This window comes from Phocaeicola coprocola, from assembly GCF_041333015.1.
Lineage (GTDB): Bacteria > Bacteroidota > Bacteroidia > Bacteroidales > Bacteroidaceae > Phocaeicola > Phocaeicola coprocola.
Window position 1 is genome coordinate 61,280 of sequence record NZ_JBGKGM010000003.1, and the last position, 18,249, is coordinate 79,528.

Below are 18,249 nucleotides of genomic sequence, written 5' to 3' on the forward strand. Positions count from 1 at the left end.
CTGACAAAGCTAAGAAGATATTTTTAATTATTGCCTATCTTTGCATATAATTCTGCATATATCGCCTTGTTTTGAGATGAAGAAAACGACTCTTTTACATATCTATATTTGTTTTACGCTTATTGTCCTGCTACTGCCAGGCTGTTCTGTCAATAAATTTATTCCAGAAGGAGGATATTTATTGGATGACGTAAAAATAGAGTCGGATAATAAAGAGATAAAATCATCTCAGATGAATCAGTACGTACGTCAGTCGCCTAATGCTAAATGGTTCAGTTTATTCAGATTCCCTTTATATATTTATAGTGCTTCGGGCATGGACTCTACAAAATGGATAAACCGTTTTTGGCGTAAACTGGGAGATGCGCCTGTAATATACAGTAAAGATGCGGCTCAAGAAACACAGCAGGAAATAGAAAAAGCTGTGCGTAATATGGGATATATGGGAGCGGTTGTCGACTTGAAGGAAGAAGCGAAGGGCAAACGTATGAAGGTTTCCTATGATATTCACTCGGGATCACCGTATATCATAAATAATATAGCTTATGATATTGCAGATAGTAAGATACGTAGTTATTTGGAAGCAGATTCAGCACAGACATTACTGCACGAAGGAATGCGGTTCGATGTAAATGTACTGGATGAGGAAAGACAACGTATAACCCAATATTTGCAGAACAGGGGATATTATCGTTTTAATAAGGATTTTATCACATTTCAGGCAGATACGATGCTGAATACCCATAAAGTTGACCTTACAATGGAGCTGGCCTCATTTCAAATTCGTAAGGAAGATATGCCGGAAGAACACCGCCAGTATCGGATACGGAATGTCAATTATATATTGGATGCGGATTTTACTGTACCTTCTGCACAAGCACTCCAAAGTTTTGATTCTGTGCGTTCGGGAGATGTCAGTTTGTTTTATAAAGACAAGCTGTTTCTGCGTCCGAAAGTAATTTCTGATTATAACTTTCTGATACCCGGAAACTTGTATAGAAGCAGGAGTGTACAAAATACTTACTCTGCGCTGTCCCGTTTGTCTATCTTGAAGTATTCAAATATTCGTTTCAACGAAGTGATAGAAAATGATTCAGCATACCTGGATGCTTATATCACATTGTCAAGAAATAAAAATAAATCATTGTCTTTCGAAATAGAAGGAACAAACTCTGCTGGTGATTTGGGAGCAGCAGCGTCGGCTTCATATACGCATCGTAACCTGTTTAAAGGTTCTGAGACTTTTACAATTAAATTGAGGGGAGCATATGAAGCTGTGAGTGGACTGGAAGGATATACTAGCAGTAACTATATGGAATACGGTGTGGAGAGCAGTTTGAATTTCCCTGAATTTATGTTCCCGTTTCTGTCTTCCGACTTTAAAAAACGTATTAAAGCGACTTCAGAGGTCAGTATAAAATATAATTGGCAGATTCGTCCGGAATTTGAGCGTACTTTAGCTTCTGCTGCCTGGAGCTATCGTTGGACACGGAGAGGAAAGGCTAATCATCGTTTTGACTTGCTGGATATAAATTATATTTATATGCCCTATACCTCACCTACATTCGACGATTATCTGGATCGTATGGATGAGGTTAATCCATTGCTGAGACATAGTTACGAAGATTTGTTCATTGTGCGCTTGGGATATACTTATACTTATAATAGTGCTGGAGGAAATACGATGACTACGGCAAACCGTAATTCGTATTCTGTGCGCTTTAATATAGAAGAAGCTGGTAATTTGTTGTATGCCTTTTCGCGTTTGATAAATAAAAAACCACGATACGGCGAAGCATATCAGTTGGCTAATATAGATTTTGCACAGTACGTGAAGGCTGACATAGATTATGCAAAAAACTTCGTTATCGATGAGCGCAATTCGCTGGTATTTCATGCCGGATTAGGAGTTGCGGTTCCTTATGGGAATTCTAAGAGTTTACCTTTCGAAAAGTTATATTTTTCCGGAGGTGCTAATAGTGTACGTGGCTGGCGGGTACGTTCTTTAGGACCAGGTTCTTATCGTGGGGATGGAAACACGATAGATTATGTCAACCATACGGGAGATATTAAGTTGGACCTGAATTTGGAGTACCGGACATTTTTATTCTGGAAGTTGAATGGAGCAGCGTTTATTGATGCCGGAAACGTTTGGAATATACGGAATCAGGGAATACAGTCGGAAGGAGTATTCAAGTTTAATCGTTTTTATAAGCAACTTGCCGTATCTTATGGATTGGGAATACGTTTCGATCTGGACTTCTTGATTTTACGTTTCGATGGAGGTATGAAGGCTGTCAATCCGATGTATACTGGTCGTGACCGTTACCCCATTATATCTCCTGACTTCAAACGCGATTTTGCATTTCATTTTGCTGTGGGATATCCGTTTTAATCATTATCATATGGAAGAAAGAAAAATTTATAAGAAAGAAGAACTGAAAGCCTTGAAAGATTGGTTTGCTAATCAAGATTTACCTCAAGGTTTACAAGTAGATAAAGCAACTAATACACCTAATCTGAAAGAAACAGTAGCACGTTTATTCGATCAGGCTGAAGCTTGTTTTGAAAATCCTAAAATGCAGGGATGCCTGATTCTACTGGAAAATATTAAGGCAAAACTTGAAAGCTGAAAAGGAGAGTACAAGTCTATCTAAGTTTAGTTCAATAAAGAGGAACTCTCAATTTGAACCTGACTGTTCTGTCTACAATAAAATGGCCCTGTCATTACTAGGAAGTTTACATCTTAGGTATAAAACATTCAGGATGTACTCCAATGAAAGATGACAGGGCTATTTTATTACACGTATGATTTATTGTATTTAAGAGCGGGTTAATTTATTCAGATTTTACTTCATCGTCATTTTCCGGTATTGGAATATATGCAGGCTTGGGCTGGGGAATACTGAAGTCGGCATCAGCAAAAAGTTCGGCCAGACCGGATATTTGTTTCAGTCGGAGCAATTCATCTCGATCCATTCCGATGTTTTTCATAATCCATTGATCCGACATTCCTGCTTTGTCCAGTTCGGCAACAATGTGTGACATGAGTTCGATGTTATGAGTTCCACGTGCACGATTATGGCGAATAGTAGATCCCATGCGGTTTGACAAATCTTTATCGATCACAACGACAGGAAGCAGGCCTTTTTCTCGTTCATAAATACGTTTGGAGGTTTTTAGTACCGTAAATCGGTGGAATCCATCAACTAAAATGTATTTGTCTGCTTCTTTGTTATAATAACAAACGCACGGCATGGTAAATCCATCTTCCCAAATGGATATTTCCAGCAGTTTCATTTCTGGAGGAGCTACCACATTGGGATTATAATCATTTGCTACTACTTTTTCTACTGGTACAGCCTTTACATTATAAACAGGACTTTTATATTCATTTTCGTTATCACTCATCGCCAAATATTTTTGTAGTTTTCCATAATCTTATTCTTTTTGCTGATCTCTTCCTTTGTAGGAGAGAAGCCCATGTATTTGCAGGCATGGTCATTTCGGAGAATGCAGATACACATGCGTTTGTATGTGGGAATTTCTCTGAATTCAGGAATGTCTATATCTTCCTGGTATTCCATTTTTACAGGATGTTTATGTGTACGGTAGTTGCTTTTGTCTACTATTTCTATAGGAACTTTAGCATCTATCAGTTTTTGTATGACATCGTCACTCAGGCATCCTCCCTTTGTTCGCCAGAATTTAATGCTGACGTTCAAACGCCGGAGATAGCCGTTGCGTGTCTTTTCAGGAAGTGTGGATAGTAAAAAGTACATAAATGATTTCCATGTATATCCCTCTGGCAGTTTTATTTTTTGCCTTGCCGTGGCATGTGTGCTTCCATAAATAGCCGAAAAGTTTACCCCATTTACGCGTCCTATCATTTTTCCCCATGTATCGGGATCAATGGCTCTGTAAAGAGCAAGACTTTCGATAGCCTCACTGATAAACGGGCTGGCTACCCGTTGCCGTTCTAAGCTGATTCCTGCCTTGTAATAGAGGTCGTACAAAGGGTTATAGTCCCATTTGAATTTACCGTTTGCTGTCCATACATCTGTCGTTTTCCAATCGTATATAGGATAGGCATTGTAAATATCATTTCCTATTTTTGAGGTCCAGATATACTTATGATACAGAATGTTCTTAGGAACTTGGAATATACATCGCCAGCGACTGAAGCTTTCCTGTGTCCGTATACCCACCAGACAGCAAGTACGTGTAGCTTTTTTCTTTTTATGCAGCCATTGTGCGAAGTAAAGCTGAAAATCGTAGTCCCATGTGTCTGGTTTCAACTCGGGGAAATCTTTTATTGTTATAGCACCTTCAGGCATCTGGCGAACCCAGAGATCTTTCTTTTCTTCATCCCACGGACGCCAGAAAGACTGATACATTGATGTTGAGGTTGCGACACGAAACGGAAGACAGATGCGATATACGTCAAGTAAATCCTTATTCTTTTCTAGAATGCTGTCTACAAAATCGATAGTCATTTTGTATTGAACCTCATAATCCATATGGAATACACCTATTTTCCGCTTAAGGTTATTGCGGCGGATATAGTCAATACATAAGTTCAGCAATACTCCACTGTCTTTGCCTCCAGAAAAAGACACATAGACATTATCAAATTCGTTGAATATTACTCGTAGACGCTCCTGGGTTAATTCGTAGACATTTTTTTGTTCCTGAACTGTCGCTTCCATTATGCCTTCTGCATTTTTATGTATAGTTTCCAACTCTTTGTTATTTCAAATCCTTTCTGTACGAACAAATCCTGATGAGGAGTTTGCACCACAGCCGATAAAGGCTGTGTGCTCTCTTCCTCGTCTGTAAGGACTGTATTTAGCAGTGTATCCAGAATATAGTCGTGGGTTTCTGCTTCAGCGTAGTAGTTGTTGATGATATGTTCGTTTTTACGCATTTCTAATGGAATAAATCCCATTACTTTTTGCTTCTCTATTGCAATATACCATACATAGTGTTCTCCGGTTTTAAACGGATATCCGTTGTTGTATTGCAGGACTTTCGGATTCATAACCAAAGGGCCTACCAGCCGGTATAGTTGTCTGTCGGTTCCTTGTAGTTTCAGTATCTGCATCATAAATTGCTTTTTCTTTTTCGTACCTAGCAAAGGTATTAAAAAAAGAGAACATTTACAATTTCTGATCTGAGATCAGCCGGGCTATGCGGGTTTTGCTTTGAGCCCCTTTAGTGAGCAGATATACGTGTTTATATGCGTCACGGTTCAGTTCCGTAGGTGAACCGTTAATCAGAATAATGTTTCGGTCGTTTGCAAATTTTAGGATTCCGTTTACATTATTAGGATGTAGCTTTCCGATCTCATCCATCATGCAATGTAATTTGAAGTCCTTAAACTTCTGCGAAGCACTTTCTTTGAATACATTCAGCAGCATGATATTAATCATTGCTTTTACCAGGATATCTGTTCCTTCCGAACCCACATTCGACAACTTTTCGACAAAACCGGTGTCGTTGTTGTTTTCTATGATGCGGAAACGTAATTCAAACGAATCGTATAGACGGATCTTGTCATACCGGTAAGCGTGCATTTCTTTGATGAAATCACGCAATAAAGCGATAGCTTCCTGTTTCACCAATTGTTCGTTTTCGCTGGAAAACAAGTTTGTGCCCGGAGTAAGGTCGTAAGCATGTTCATTGTAATATTTCTGTATGGCTCTCAAAGCATTTACCACTCGGTTGCTGCTTTCTTCTACCTTCATTTCAATACGTTGGATTACTCCTACGAAATTGCATGTCTGGAATCCTTTGTTTACCTTGCTTATCAGATCCTGTATATCACTTTCCGAGGCCGTAAGCATGGAAGTATCCATGCTGATACGTTTGAAGATGTCCGAATGCTCGTTGTTGATGCGACGCACGAATTCGTTGATTTTATTTTCTTCTACAAAGTCGTGTAATTCATCGGCAAAACGTATATATTCCCAATCTTCATTGAATTTCGTTTTGAACTTAAACGTATTGTCCTCGTCAAAATGTCCGGTAAAGAGATTTACTTCTTTGCGCAGGCGACTCTGAAGCTGCATGTACTGGTTTTCCATGCGTCCCAGTTCATCAATCAGTTCGATACATCCTTTTTGAACGGCTATTTCAGTTTCCGTACCATTTTCAGAACGGAAAATATCCTGATGAGGCTTGTACCAGTCGTATGCAGGAATTTTTTCGTACGCATCCAGGTTGCCGGATAAGCTGCGTACATTTTCCTCTGCTTCATGCAGTGATTTATTCAGCTTGTCTATTTCACTTTGCAGGGCTCCTGTTTCTTTATGTAAAGATTCTTTCTCGTTGTTTAATAAACGTTTTTGCTCGTCATATTCACGTTGCCATGTCGGAATTTGGTCAATCAAATCGCGTTTATCCTTCTGATACTCGATGATGAGTGCAGCATGGTCTTTTATAAACAGAAGTTCCTGTTCGATATTCTGCAATTGTTCTGCAATGTTTTGCAGACGTTCTGTATCGGCTCCCTGTGTGTGGAGCTCCTTTTGCATGTCGTTTTCGTATTCAGCCTTTACAGAAGCTATCCGTTGCTGTTCCTCTTTATCTTCCTTGCGTATGTTGTCTGCCTGTGCACTTTTTTCGTTGTTCAGATTTTGCAACAGTTTGTTCCATTCTTGCTTTAAATTGTTCAGCTTGTCCGATTTCTCTTTGTTTAGATTATTCAGCTTGCTTTCTGTCTGTTGCAATTCATTATGAGCCTGCATTTTTTGCTCTTCCAGTTCGTGAAGTTTGCGGTTTCTTTCTGCTTCGGCCTTTTTCTTCCAGTTTTCCAGATCGAGCATATCCTGTTGATATTGTCGTTCCAGTTTTTCCAGTTCATATTCTTGTAGAGCGATGATATCTTTTTGCTCTTTTATTTTCGGCTGATATTTACTTTTCAGCGTTTCTTCCAGCTCTTCTTTTTCACTCTGCAATCGGATTGTTTCTGCTGCTATTTCTTCCAGACGACAAGTGCCGGCTTCTTTCTCTTTCTGATAATCGTTGATGGATTTAATATGTCGGTTTATTCCAGCCAGATCAATTGAAATTCCGTAGAAAGACTCGCCTGCATCTTGCAATTGGGGTGACAAACCTGTCTGCCAGAGGATAGACTCATCGCAAAGCTTACCGATGTTTTCCTCCCATCCTGGTTTGTTATCCTTGAGCCATCCCTGTAATGTATTGCGGCTGTTTTGTAAAAACGTTTCCAGTTCGTCAACACGTGGCTTCAGCTGCTGCTGTTCCAGTTGCAGTCTGGTTAGTGCATCATCTTTTTCTTTTGTTCCGTGCTGCAATTCTTCTTCCCACTTCAGCGTAATCTCCTTGATGATGAGTTGTGCGTTGTTGATGCGGTTCTTTTTACTCATATGCATGCCGGTATACGACTGTATGCGATGCTTCAGTTCTTCTTGTTCTGTTTCGAAGAACATCTCTTTCCGGCAAAGCTGCATCTGATAATCAATAGCTGTCAGCACACTCTGTTTTTCACTCTTCTCAGGGTGAAGTTGCTGTGAGAGTTGTTCGTATTCCTGATATAATGCTTCGGTAGAAGCTTCGTGGCGAAGACGTCCTTCCTCAATGCGTGCATTATATGTGCTGTTCAACTCATCCAGTTGCTTGAGTTTTGCTTCATGAATTTTATTCCATTGTTCATCAAGGCTCTGTATAAGCGACTTATATTTTGTTGAGATCTCTGTATATTGGGAAGTGAGAATACGCTGTTCTTCCAGTAATCCGTCGCGGCGGTTTTTCCATTCTTCTTTTCGTGAAGAATGCTCCATTACCTGCTCAATTTGTTGGCGAGCATAATCTTTTTCCTTCTTTTGTGCCTTTTGCAGCTCATTGTTTAGTACAGCAAGTGTTTCCTGCAATTTGTCACAGCGATGGCGTGACTGCTCTTGCAGTTCTTGTCGGCGAGTAATCAACTTGTTGCGCTCACTTTCCGCATGTTGTTTTTTTTCTTGCCATTGTGGAAGTGCTTCCTTAGCCTTGATAAAGGCAGAAACCAGTTCGCGGCAACCTTGGGCCAGTGCTGTCTGCTGTTTCGAAACCTGTGCCGACAATAATGTTATTTCTTTAGCCTGCTTTTGTGTTTCGCGTTTTTGGAATTCTTCGATGTCACGTAGACGGACTTCAAAATTTTTCAGATGCTCCTTGTAGTTATTCAGATCGACTGCAGTTTCATCTTCGTTGATGGATGAAATAATTGTCTTTTTGATGAATTCAGCATCCAGCTTAGAGTTAAGCAAGACATTCTGGATTGTACGAGGAATATTCTGATATTGCTTACTTTCCATAAGCGAATATTTCTTCATATCAGATGAAACGCCATTGCCATAAAGAATATTCCGGTATTCATCGAAAGTGTAAATAATACGTGAGTAGTCTACGTTCTGCAAATCGAGCTGCATACGTACCCGGTCGGCTCCGGTATAGGCAATACGGGTTTCCGGATCGATAAAAAACTCTTTCCGGTAAGGAGAGTCAATAAAACGGTAGCTTACTCGGTTCATCGACTTGAAACTGAGGATACAGAAAGCTCCGTTCTCAGTAGCTACTTCATAGATGATATACGAATTGGCGTAGGGGAAATAATATTCCGTATAGCTCTGTTTTTCAACTGGGATTCCCAACTTTTGTGTATCTGCATTGTAAAAAAAGAGGATAGAGCGAAGTACGGTACTTTTTCCTACTCCCTGTGTACCGATAAAGTGTACATTCCCATCCAAATAGATATCATCGGCATAAGGAATATTTGCACTATTTACAAATATAATTCTATTCAGGTTTCTCATCGTCTTGGCTGTCATCGTAAATGTTAATACTTTCAATCAGGCGTTCCAGATAATTCCAGGAACTCATTACTTTATATGTATTGTTCTTTTCGTTTTCCAGTTCCAGAAAAGAGTCACGGGTAAGCTGCCGTATCATATTATCGAGCACCTCTTTGCGTACATCTTTATCGGAGAAATGTTTACGTATCCCGTCCAGCTTGTTCTGCAACATGACGTTGATGTTGGCTTCCACCAATATCTGTTCCGGCTGAAAACGATAGCCCGGTCCGAAAGTTTCATCGTATGTTTTAAATAAGTCGAGAACATCAATCCAGTAATAGGCACGCAGAATCTTTTGTTCCAGTGTAACACGAGGTTCTGTACGAGAAAAATAAAAATATTCGTTTCCCCGCTCCAGTGTATAGCCTATCTGTGCAAAATAAATCGACAGAGCTTCGAAGTCATCGTCTATAATATCATATAAATCGCGTACGTCTTCATTTGTACTGTTTGAACTGATAAACAGACCTTTTTGCAAATAGTCGAAAATAGCCGCTGTATGATCGGGTATTCTTATTGTTAGTTCCATATAATCTATTGATTTTTTCTGATTGACTTTAGCATGTATTCCGAATGTTTACCGGAATGAACTAAAGTGAATATTTTTTATTATGCGATCCTCCTTTATATCGGATAGATGCGAGCATATTCATAGTTTTTGTAAATACCAAATTCTTCACTGATACGGAACTGCGATTCGTATAGTGATACAATCTGGCAAAAGAGGGTAGTCCGTTCTTCCTCACTGACTTCTTGACGGAATGGATAGCGCATCAGGAAAGAGAACAGATCTTCTGGCTGTGCAGTGGCATCTTTCCACATTGCTTCAGTTTGTGCCTGAATATAGTTGCCGACCGTTTCTTCCAGACTTATTGTTTCCTGATACATTGACTGAGATGCCAGATCTTCATCGCTGAACGCACCAGCTTCGTTGCTTCGTATGGTTTCGCGATGCTGGAGGTTTTTCATTACTTTCAGAATGATCGGACGTGCCTCATCGGTATTCAAGTAATTTATGGAAAGCTTGAATGATGACGGTGCTGTTCCTTCCAAAAGAATGGAGTGCTCACGTTCCAGTACTTCGGCGAGATTACTTTTGGCACGCAGTTCAAACTGATCTTGCAAATATTTTACCCGGCGTATTTTTTCTACCAGTATCACTTGACTCTTAATCTGATTCAGGTAATTGATGATATCCTGCTGTGCCCGGATAAGACTATGCGCTGAAAGCTGTAATTCCCGGCGAAGTTCCAGCAAAATCCGGTTCAGCTCATCATCAGTTGCTTGTTGGAAGAATTGTCGTTCTTCGTGCAATATCAGATTTTCCGTCGTATCAATCAGCTGCTGGATATTGATTCGTTTTTTATCGAGGTTTTCCAGCTTGGCAATCTTTATCTGATAGGTAGGCTCATGTTTGAAAGCATTGTCGATGCTGGTCTGCAAATTCATGATATTACGTATCGTAGTACGAGCTATTTTCTGAAAAGTAATTTTGATATTTCTTACGTAACTAGCCTTACGCGTTGCGATACGTTCTTTGAGATAATAATCCATCAGTTCGTGAAGATACTCGATATTTTCATCTATCACGGCTGTATTGATTTCTTCATTAGCCTCAAGTAACAGTTCGAAAAAATCCATAAACCGTGCATCCAGCTCAACAAAGTTGCCGTTCTGATGAATTACTTCTTTTTCTATAAGTAGTTTCAGACGGTTTTCATCATCTTTCAGCAAAGCCAGTGCATCGGAGTATCTGAAGCTTAGTATTTTTCTTTTCTCGAACATTTCCGTCAGCAGCCCTCTTGCTGCGGCGACGGTGTTTATGATTTCGTGTATAGAACGGAATATGTACATAATATTATAAAAAATCTTCGCAAAGTTATAGCTTGGCGAGGATTTTTCCTAATTTTTTATGTTTTGTCTTATTCCTTTATCTTTCTTCTAGAGCAGGGGAGCCCCGAAAGGAGCTTGTTCTTCTTCAATCCACCACTGGAAATTCAATCGTTTCGCTGGATTCATTCCAGTTGTCGATAGTGAAGTTTCCGGAACTCCCCCCTGCAAAAATATCTCCGATAACAATGTTTACTGTCAGACGTGTATTGGCAACCAATGTCGATTCCAGATTTTTCGACAGCGTGTGTACGCTACCATCTTTCAACGTAATCAGGAGTGTAAGCAAGGGGTTGGGGCAGAAGGAAATACCATTACCATTGCATTACTCATTTCGGTATTATCGACAGAACGTACCAGATCAAACTTGACAGTCTTTGTCTTATTTTCGGGTTCGGCTGTATACAGATTGATTTTTTCAGCTATTCCACCGATAAGAACCTGCATATCTGTAATGTTGGAGTTGATGACGGCATTGTTTTTTGTTTTGACAATCACCTTGAGTCCTGCTACAACCCGTTTCATATTGGCTTCCAGATCCTCTTGTCCGATATTTACTTCCTTGTTGGTGTGTACCAGATCGTATACAGGAATATATGTAGTATCTTTATTGTATTGTCTCAATCCGAAATACAATTTAGATAAGTCTGAACCAATAGATAGCCCGGGTTCATCAATGGCTGGGGTTGTATGAATAGGTTCTTCATATTTGGGAGTTCCCCAATATACAATGTTATATTTGCCGACAGGCAGCGATACTTCTCGGTTGTTATCTCCTACAATGTTTCCATCCTGAACATTGTAAAAACCATAGAACACGCTTAGCGTATTGTTTACATAGTTCCCGAAATAAATAGAGCTTCCCTGGAGGCAAGGATAAGCTTCTACTATACCCGTGAGAGGTCTTTGAGAATCGCTCACACGGGTATGTAGAGCGGGAGTAACAAGATTGGGGGGTGATTCAGTAGAGAGAGTATAACTGTCATCTCTACAAGCTGTCGTGATGAGTAAGAGTGTAAGTGCTCCTAAAGTGATTTTTTTCATATTGGTTTGTTCTTAAATAATAAACAACTAAATGTAGCAAATGTTTTCATAAAAGTGAAATTTCGTAAGAAAAAAATGTGTATAAGGAAGAAAAAAGGCAATATGTTTCCAAAAACTTGTTGAAGAGCATATTTTACTTGGTTGAAGTCTTTTCAGATAATTCAGCAAAAACTCTCAATTTTTGTACAAATACTTTTGAAATATTGCTCAAAAAAATTGGGGAAGTTGTACAAATTTTAAAAAAATATCTCGATGTTTTTGGAAAGATTAGCCCAAGTTTTAGACATAATTCCGGCTTTTGTTGTTTTAGTGGCTTTTTAGTAACCAAAACAGGGTTCTTAATTAAAGAAAAACAAGGTACAGTGAAAAAGTTAAGTTTGTATCTTTGTCGGAAATTAGGTATGAAAAAGATTATGAAGAAGCGTACAAAAGGGATATTGAAAATAGCCGGTATATCTTTCGGCTCATTGATTGTTTTAATTCTGATAGCAATAACAGTTGCTATAAATTTTGTGTTTACTCCTTCCAGGTTAACTCCGGTAGTCTTGAAAACTGCTAATCAGGCACTGAATGCCAAGTTGGAGATGAAGAGTGTGGAACTGACTTTTTTCTCTACGTTTCCACGTTTCGGATTGAAGTTGGTCGATGGAAGTCTTGTCTCGAAAGTGTTCTGTGATACAGCATGGCAGAAAACAGATTCGTTGCTGTCATTTGGCAAATGCGTGGTTGTGGTAAATCCGATAGATTATTTGATAAATAAAAAAATAACTCTTAACTATCTGGGATTGGAAGATGCTTCGGTTTACGCTTATAAGAGTAGGGAGGGCATTGCCAACTGGGATATTGTAGCTTCTGATACAACTGCTGTAGCTGATACTGCTTCTTCTGGCAAGACAGATTTGTCGGGAGGTATTGATATTCGTCGGGTATCGCTGAAGCGGGCAAATGTTATTTTTGATGACCGGGATACAAGAGTTTATGCCCGCCTGACCAATGCTGCACTTAATCTGACAGCTTCTTTGCAGAAAGAACACTCAAAGTTAGCTATGCGTTTCAGCAATGATAATGTACTTTTCTGGCAGGACGGACAATTGCTGGTCAATAAGGTTGCGACAGACCTGAAGACTTCTCTTGATCTGGACCGTTCTACGCGTACACTTACACTAAATGATGCCAACATTTCATTAAACGGTATAACCTTTGATGTGAAGGGAACCTTGAAGCGAGATACAGTTCGCCGTGCACTTAACGTGGATATTGCATATGCTCTGCATGCTCCTTCCTTGGAAACGGTATTCAATATGATTCCTGAGAGTGTTTTGAAGCGTGAAAGTATGGAGGCAAGAGGCAGTGTGAAAATGGAGGGTGATGTAAAAGGATGGTATGGAAAGCAGCAGATGCCTGCCGTTACGTTGAAGGTACAGATAGATAAAGCATCGGCTAAATATGATAAACTTCCTTATGGAATTGACAATTTTACGGCCGATTTTTATGCGTTTGTAGATTTAATGCGTAAACAGCCTTCGTATGCAGACTTGAAGATTTTTCATTTTCAGGGGGCTCATACAGATATACTGGCCGATGCAAAGATTGTGAATCTGTTGGAAGATCCAGATATAACGTTTAATACAAAATCGAAAGTAGATCTGACTGCCTTGGCACAGGCTTTTCCTTTGCAGGAGGGGGTAACTATTGGTGGCGATCTGGAGGCTGATTTGCGGTTGAAATGTCGGCTGTTTTCCATTAAGAAGCAGGATTTGGGACGTATTCGTTTAGGTGGAAAATTGAAGATGACGAATTTGCAGTTGCGGGATGTTAATAAAGGATTTGAATTTGCGAGTGATGCTTCGCTCAATTTCATCGGGAATGATAATCTGGCTGCACGTGCGGAAATCAATAAACTGGTCTTGCAGTCAAAGCTGGCTAATTCGAATGTAGAAAAACTGACTATGTCGGTTAAATCTACTAACCCCCAGGATACTACCCGTATTACAGACGTTGAATGTAAATTTACTTTGAATCGTCTGAAAGGGAATATGGGCGATTCGTTGGCGTTATTCTGTCAGAAAGCTGATGCTACAGTGCGCTTGCAGCCTGGGAAAAAGAACCCTTCGATGCCTCAGGTTTCTCTTTCGCTGAGTGCTGATACCATGTTCTGCCGTGCCTGGAAAACAAAGATGGGGGTGGATCGGGCAGGCTTTGCTGTGACCGCAGAAAAATTGCATGATTCACTCTGGATTCCGAAAGGCATCATTGGTTTCCGTCGTATGAGAATGTCGACTCCTGAATTTGCATTACCTATACGTATGAAAAAAACATCGGTGACGGTAGGTAACCGGATGATAACGCTGAAAAATGCAACTTGTCGGGTGGGACATTCCGATTTGACGGCAACTGGAGCCATATACGATTTGTATGGAACGATGAAGCATCATCGTCCGTTGAGGGGGAAGCTGGAGGTTTCTTCCCGTAACCTCGACTGTAATCAACTTATCAATTCATTGAGTTTCCCGGAAGATACACTTCAGGCTGAAGTTGATACTACTGCTTCATCGTTGGAGTTATTTGTAATTCCAAAGAGTCTGGATTTTGAACTCCAGACTAACTTGAAAAGGGTGAAGTATGACAAGATGATATTCGAAGATGTGCGTGGAGCTGTGGATATCCGGAATCAGGCTGTTCATCTGAAAGGATTAAGCATGAAGGGGATGGATGCTCAGATGAATGCAACTTTGGTTTATCGTGCTCAGGAGAAGAAGCAGGGATATGCCGGATTCGACTTCAGGCTGCATAAAATCAATATAGCCAAGCTGGTTGAATTTGCTCCTTCACTGGATACAATTGTCCCGATGCTTCGTTCGTTCCAGGGAGTTGTTGATTTTGAAGCTGCTGCCGAGGCGGTACTTGATTCGAATCTGAATATCAAGATTCCGTCTTTACGTTCGGCTGTACATATCAAGGGCGACAGTCTGGTACTGATGGATGGAGAAACTTTTGCTGAAATATCGAAGATGCTGATGTTTAAGAACAAAGAGCGGAACATGTTCGACAGTATTTCGGTGAATATGACAATAAAGGACGGCAATGTGACAGTATATCCTTTTATTGTGCAGATAGACCGATATAAGGCGGCTGTGGGAGGAACTCAGGGACTTGACATGAACTTCGATTACCATATTTCTATTTTAAAGTCGCCTCTGCCTTTTAAGATGGGAGTGAATATTACGGGAAATCTGGATAAGATGAAGTTTAAACTGAGCAAGGCTAAATACAAGGATGCGGTAACTTCGGTAGAAATACGAAAAGTAGACAGTACACGTATCAATATGGGACGGCAAATCGTAAATGATTTCCGCCAGGTTATGAAGAGAAAACCTGAATAAGGTTTCTCTTCTTATACCATCTTGCGGAGAATGCGTGGAAACTGTATGGCAAAGATAAGTGTACAGCAGATGGCTGCCGTTGCATCAGAAATTCCTTCAGCGGCATATACTCCGGGCATCCCCATGAAACGGGGCAGGATAAGTGCCAGCGGTATGAGTAATATAACTTTGCGTAATAGAGCGATGAATACCGAAACTTTAGCTTGACCTAAAGCAACGAACATGTTCTGACACGCACGTTGTAATCCGAATATTGTCATTCCTCCGAGGAAAATCGGCATCACCTGGCGTACTGTTTCTATTAATGTTTCATCGCTCGTAAAGGCGGAAGCTACTAGTGAGGGGAATAGAATCATGAATGAAATCAATAGAAAATTGAATGAAAACATGATGATGACTACTATTTTGAAGCATTCCTTTACTCGTTCCCGGTTATGATGGCCGTAATTGTAGCTGACAATGGGAACAAATCCTTGCGCAAAACCTGTCAGTGGAACACTTACAATGAGCATGGCACTTTGCATGATGGCTAGTGCACTGACATAGATATCTCCAAATTTTTCCAGGCTGCTGTTCAAGACAAAGCCCACTAGGCTTTCTGTACTTGCCATGATAAATGGTGAAACTCCTAACGCCAGAATGGAGAGTATGATGCCTTTGTGCAGTTTCATGTAGCGGTATTCAAGTCTTAATGAGGCTTTTTTCGACGTGAGAAAGGAAATTACCCATATGGCACTACAGGCTTGTGACAGGATAGTGGCTAAGGCTGCTCCCTTTACTCCCATACCGAATGTAAAAATGAACAGAGGATCTAATCCGATATTCAATATTGCTCCGATAAGGACAGAATACATGGCTATGGTGGGACGTCCTTGTGTATTGATGAATGTATTGAGCCCTACTGACAGTTCCACGAACAGAGTACCCAGCAAATATATCGAAAGATAATCAGTAGCATATCCTATTGTATTTTCCGATGCTCCGGTAAAGAGCAATATCGGCTCCATAAACAAGTAAGTGGTAGCGGAAGTCAGTATGGTAAATATGAGCAGCAGGATGAATCCGTTGCCTAAAATCTGTCCGGCACGCTCCCGGTTTCCTTGTCCCAGGGCAATGGCAGCAAGTGGACTTCCTCCTGCTCCGACAATAGCAGAGAAGGAAGATATCAGTACTATGACAGCACTTGTTACTCCGATTCCAGCTAAAGCATCGGTTCCGATGCCGGGTATGTGACCGATATAAATACGATCGACAATATTGTATAACAGGTTTACCAGCTGAGCTGCAACCGCCGGAAGTGACATCTTAAATATAAGAGGTAACATACGGTCGGTTCCTAATCTTTCTTCATATGCATTTCCCATCTTTGCCTTCTTTTAAAAATCGCGCAAAGGTAGTTATTTTTTTATTAATGCGAATCAGGAGTTGAAAATAGCTTCTGATTCAGGTTTTAAAAGTTTATAATTCAGTTAATTACTTCATTGTTTTATTTTATAATCTCCTTGAAAAATCAGTATATTAGAGTAATAATTCCCGTTATTGTCTAATTATGACCTAAAGTTTTCCCCCCTCATATCAGCTATTTGAGTAATAAGAAGTCTGCCATTTGCCGTGCGGCTACAGTTGATAGGCATGTCAACAGATCCACTCCTGCTTCACGCGACAAAACTTCCAGCAGATGCCTGACTTCTTCCAAAGTCCTGCTCCACAGGGTGAGCACTTGCAGCCGGTCACGCTCCGAGCGGAATAGTGCTCCCAGGGTTTCGTATTCTGAAAAGCGTTTGGCCAAGGAGAGCATCTGATACATCATGAAACACAAGGTGGTGTCTGCAATCTGAGCGTTGTAGCTCCGACTCTGACATTTTCCCAGTCCAAGATAACCGCGGCATTCCTTGAATATGACCTCTATGCCCCAGCGTCTTTCGTAAAGTTCAAAGGCTCTGACGAAGTTCATGGAAGTATCTGTAGTAAGCAACACTTTCCAAAGGGTGCTTCGCCCGTATTTGATGATGAAGATGCGTATGGGCTGTTCGCCCGGTTTTGCATGAAGCTGAATGTATTTGCACTTGTACTTTCGGCAATAGCATGAAGTTGTACGTTCATACCTTACAATCTGTTCATGGATGTTTTGGGGACGTTTGGACTTGCTTGTCTGATAACGCAACTTGGGGTTCATCTTGACCAAACCAATATAGTGCACTGAACCACCGCATAGCTCGCGGACTGCCTGTATGAGCGATTCGCATGTAAACCAACTGTCAGCAAGCACATACTTGAAGTTGATACCATGCCCCACGGCATGACAGAGCATGCGTCTGGCCATTTCGAGCTTGCTCTCATCACATTCCGCCTTGCGTGTATAGTCCGGATTTTTTGCGTTCCGCTTTTCCTTGAACTGCTCCTTCCGCTGTTTTAAGGTCAAGCCGTAATCCTTCTTCTTTCCTTTTTCACGATGAAGGGAGAAGTCTATGGGATAGCAGCTTTTCCCGTCAGAGAGAGCTGGTGTCAGGCATTTCATTCCATTAATGAAATTGTGGGTGACATGGCCGAACACCTTGCTGACTCCTTCGATTCGAATGCCGCTTTTCTGAAAGGTTGTATCATCAAGGATGGCACAAGTGTCATGCTCGTCGGTATTCACCTGATGCTCCCGAAGAATGACATGGAAGCGAAGGGTGATTTTGGTAAGAAGCATTCGCCAGTCGATGCGGGCGTTCAAAAGTGCGCGATACAGCGTGTTCTTTGACACGGCGCAAAGTCCATGAAAATGATTGGAAGTGGCACAGGCAATTGTCTTTCCCCACAGGCGCATGATGAGGAGCGAGATGAAGAGGGAGGTCAAGGTATAGCCCTGAGCCTTCTCAAACTTTAGATTCCGAACGATTTTACCGATGCCCAATGCCTTCATGACGACTAAAAGTTGCTCTTGAGCTTGTTCTTTAACGGATAAAACCTTGGTAAGTTCGTTCAAATTACCTATTTTTGCTTCTATAATAGTATTCTTATTTTTCATTGTAAATCAGTTGATTAAGTACCTCTAATTTACGAAGAAAATTTGAATTACTGTTACTTCC

At 40.7% G+C, this 18,249-nt stretch carries 11 protein-coding genes and 1 pseudogene; 3 read left to right on the plus strand and 9 right to left on the minus strand.

Annotation, left to right across the window (positions count from 1 at the left end; all coding sequences use genetic code 11):
* Window positions 1-76 precede the first annotated feature (76 nt).
* Window positions 77-2,395: a translocation and assembly module lipoprotein TamL gene (gene tamL / locus ACDG22_RS09715; protein ID WP_007567871.1), complete on the plus strand. Its 2,319-nt coding sequence runs from the start codon at window positions 77-79 to the stop codon at window positions 2,393-2,395.
* 10 nt (window positions 2,396-2,405) lie between these two features.
* On the plus strand, window positions 2,406-2,633 hold the full coding sequence (locus ACDG22_RS09720; protein ID WP_270212084.1) for a DUF6965 family protein: 228 nt from the start codon (window positions 2,406-2,408) through the stop codon (window positions 2,631-2,633).
* Window positions 2,634-2,838: 205 nt separating this feature from the next.
* Here ACDG22_RS09720 and ACDG22_RS09725 read toward each other — a convergent pair whose 3' ends face one another.
* From ACDG22_RS09725 to ACDG22_RS09755, 7 genes and pseudogenes are all read right to left on the minus strand, one after another.
* Window positions 2,839-3,411: an IbrB-like domain-containing protein gene (locus ACDG22_RS09725; RefSeq protein WP_022125007.1), complete on the minus strand. Its 573-nt coding sequence runs from the start codon at window positions 3,409-3,411 to the stop codon at window positions 2,839-2,841.
* The gene (locus ACDG22_RS09730; RefSeq protein ID WP_270230396.1) at window positions 3,408-4,709 is read right to left on the minus strand and encodes a DUF3440 domain-containing protein; all 1,302 of its coding nucleotides are present in this window, start codon (window positions 4,707-4,709) and stop codon (window positions 3,408-3,410) included. The genes ACDG22_RS09725 and ACDG22_RS09730 overlap by 4 nt, the downstream gene beginning before the upstream one ends.
* A complete protein-coding gene (locus tag ACDG22_RS09735; RefSeq protein WP_118484927.1) occupies window positions 4,709-5,107 on the minus strand; it encodes a hypothetical protein in 399 nt (132 codons plus the stop codon). The genes ACDG22_RS09730 and ACDG22_RS09735 overlap by 1 nt, the downstream gene beginning before the upstream one ends.
* Window positions 5,108-5,159: 52 nt before the next feature.
* Window positions 5,160-8,819 carry an ATP-binding protein gene (locus ACDG22_RS09740; RefSeq protein WP_270230397.1) on the minus strand — a complete coding sequence of 1,220 codons (3,660 nt, stop codon included), beginning with the start codon at window positions 8,817-8,819 and terminating at the stop codon, window positions 5,160-5,162.
* On the minus strand, window positions 8,803-9,387 hold the full coding sequence (locus ACDG22_RS09745; RefSeq protein ID WP_007567882.1) for a condensin complex protein MksE: 585 nt from the start codon (window positions 9,385-9,387) through the stop codon (window positions 8,803-8,805). Before ACDG22_RS09745 ends, ACDG22_RS09740 begins: the two co-directional genes overlap by 17 nt.
* A gap of 95 nt (window positions 9,388-9,482) precedes the next feature.
* Window positions 9,483-10,712, minus strand: coding sequence for a hypothetical protein (locus ACDG22_RS09750; protein ID WP_007567884.1), 1,230 nt, complete (start codon window positions 10,710-10,712; stop codon window positions 9,483-9,485).
* A gap of 124 nt (window positions 10,713-10,836) precedes the next feature.
* Window positions 10,837-11,792 (minus strand): annotated as a pseudogene (locus tag ACDG22_RS09755) (FimB/Mfa2 family fimbrial subunit).
* A gap of 413 nt (window positions 11,793-12,205) precedes the next feature.
* Between ACDG22_RS09755 and ACDG22_RS09760 the strand changes: the two are divergent.
* On the plus strand, window positions 12,206-15,175 hold the full coding sequence (locus tag ACDG22_RS09760; RefSeq protein ID WP_178269922.1) for an AsmA family protein: 2,970 nt from the start codon (window positions 12,206-12,208) through the stop codon (window positions 15,173-15,175).
* Window positions 15,176-15,186: 11 nt separating this feature from the next.
* Here the strand turns inward: ACDG22_RS09760 and ACDG22_RS09765 are convergent, their stop codons facing one another.
* Together ACDG22_RS09765 and ACDG22_RS09770 are read right to left on the minus strand one after the other, a co-directional pair.
* Window positions 15,187-16,539, minus strand: coding sequence for an MATE family efflux transporter (locus tag ACDG22_RS09765; protein WP_178269921.1), 1,353 nt, complete (start codon window positions 16,537-16,539; stop codon window positions 15,187-15,189).
* A 215-nt stretch (window positions 16,540-16,754) separates the two neighbouring features.
* Window positions 16,755-18,188 (minus strand): IS4 family transposase, encoded by a 1,434-nt coding sequence (locus ACDG22_RS09770; protein ID WP_007567894.1) that lies wholly within the window; start codon window positions 18,186-18,188, stop codon window positions 16,755-16,757.
* Between the last annotated feature and the right edge of the window lie 61 nt (window positions 18,189-18,249).

What these genes read in the sequence shown, in the direction of transcription:
- ACDG22_RS09750 (WP_007567884.1), bottom strand. Translation starts at nt 10,712, where the DNA reads ATGTACATATTCCGTTCTATACACGAAATCATAAACACCGTCGCCGCA.
- tamL (WP_007567871.1), top strand. Translation starts at nt 77, where the DNA reads ATGAAGAAAACGACTCTTTTACATATCTATATTTGTTTTACGCTTATT.
- ACDG22_RS09725 (WP_022125007.1), bottom strand. Translation starts at nt 3,411, where the DNA reads ATGAGTGATAACGAAAATGAATATAAAAGTCCTGTTTATAATGTAAAG.
- ACDG22_RS09735 (WP_118484927.1), bottom strand. Translation starts at nt 5,107, where the DNA reads ATGATGCAGATACTGAAACTACAAGGAACCGACAGACAACTATACCGG.
- ACDG22_RS09740 (WP_270230397.1), bottom strand. Translation starts at nt 8,819, where the DNA reads ATGAGAAACCTGAATAGAATTATATTTGTAAATAGTGCAAATATTCCT.
- ACDG22_RS09720 (WP_270212084.1), top strand. Translation starts at nt 2,406, where the DNA reads ATGGAAGAAAGAAAAATTTATAAGAAAGAAGAACTGAAAGCCTTGAAA.
- ACDG22_RS09760 (WP_178269922.1), top strand. Translation starts at nt 12,206, where the DNA reads ATGAAGAAGCGTACAAAAGGGATATTGAAAATAGCCGGTATATCTTTC.
- ACDG22_RS09765 (WP_178269921.1), bottom strand. Translation starts at nt 16,539, where the DNA reads ATGGGAAATGCATATGAAGAAAGATTAGGAACCGACCGTATGTTACCT.
- ACDG22_RS09745 (WP_007567882.1), bottom strand. Translation starts at nt 9,387, where the DNA reads ATGGAACTAACAATAAGAATACCCGATCATACAGCGGCTATTTTCGAC.
- ACDG22_RS09730 (WP_270230396.1), bottom strand. Translation starts at nt 4,709, where the DNA reads ATGGAAGCGACAGTTCAGGAACAAAAAAATGTCTACGAATTAACCCAG.
- ACDG22_RS09770 (WP_007567894.1), bottom strand. Translation starts at nt 18,188, where the DNA reads ATGAAAAATAAGAATACTATTATAGAAGCAAAAATAGGTAATTTGAAC.